This is a genomic window from Hymenobacter crusticola (genome assembly GCF_002154225.1).
Classification (GTDB): Bacteria; Bacteroidota; Bacteroidia; order Cytophagales; family Hymenobacteraceae; genus Hymenobacter; species Hymenobacter crusticola.
In genome coordinates this window covers 1-772 of the sequence record NZ_MTSE01000119.1, presented here as the reverse complement: position 1 = coordinate 772, position 772 = coordinate 1, and the positions used below count along the sequence as shown (strand labels likewise).

The 772-nt window shown below is 61.1% G+C and carries 1 protein-coding gene; it reads right to left on the bottom strand.

What is annotated here, in order from left to right; translation table 11 throughout:
• Positions 1-736 (bottom strand): glycine-rich protein (locus BXP70_RS29130; RefSeq protein WP_086597613.1); only part of this gene is annotated, 736 nt, incomplete at its 3' end.
• Positions 737-772: the final 36 nt, after the last annotated feature.

Below are 772 nucleotides of genomic sequence, written 5' to 3'. Positions count from 1 at the left end.
GAGCGGTGCTGTAGCTAATGTTGCTGCTACCCGTTGGCATCACCCACGAAGAGCCGCCGCCGCCACCGGCACCCGAGCCAGCAACACCGCCGCCACCAGCATAGTAGCCACCGCCGCCACCGCCGGCGAATGAACCCTCGCCACCTTGGTTCGTGGTGGCGGCTACTGCTCCATTGCCCGGTGCCGTCTGCGTAGCACCTAGGCCCGGTTGTGAGTCACCGGCTGCTACTGTGCCGTTCTTGCCCGTGGGATTACCGCCCGCCCCGCCAATAGCATTCTGGTCGTTGCCACCGGCACCACCGGCTACGATGAGGGCGTTACGGGCCGTAAGATAATCGCCGGTAGAGCCTACGGAGGTCGCACGACGTAGCTCGGTAGCGCCGCCACCGGCACCAGCGCTGCCATTGCCTTTACCGCCGCCGTTGTAGCCACCCTCGTTCGTTACGGCATCCGCTTTGCCTTGTCCTCCTACGACAACCGTAAGTGTTTCGCCCGGTGTAACCGTTAGGATTGCTTGAACCTGGCCTCCTGTTATTGCCGCCGTGGTGCTGTTGCCAAAGCGTCCACCACCCGCGCCAGACGCCGTGACTTGGAGGCGTGTTACACCAGCGGGTACCGTATACTGCTGCGGAGCGCCCGTGTAGGAAAAGGTAGTAGTCTGCGCGAGCAAGGCCCTAATAGGCAGCAATAACCATAAGAAAGCCCAAGCAATAAATAATCGTAGCGGTTGCTTCATAGAGTGAGTGTAGGAGGGGAAAAAACAAGGGCCCAG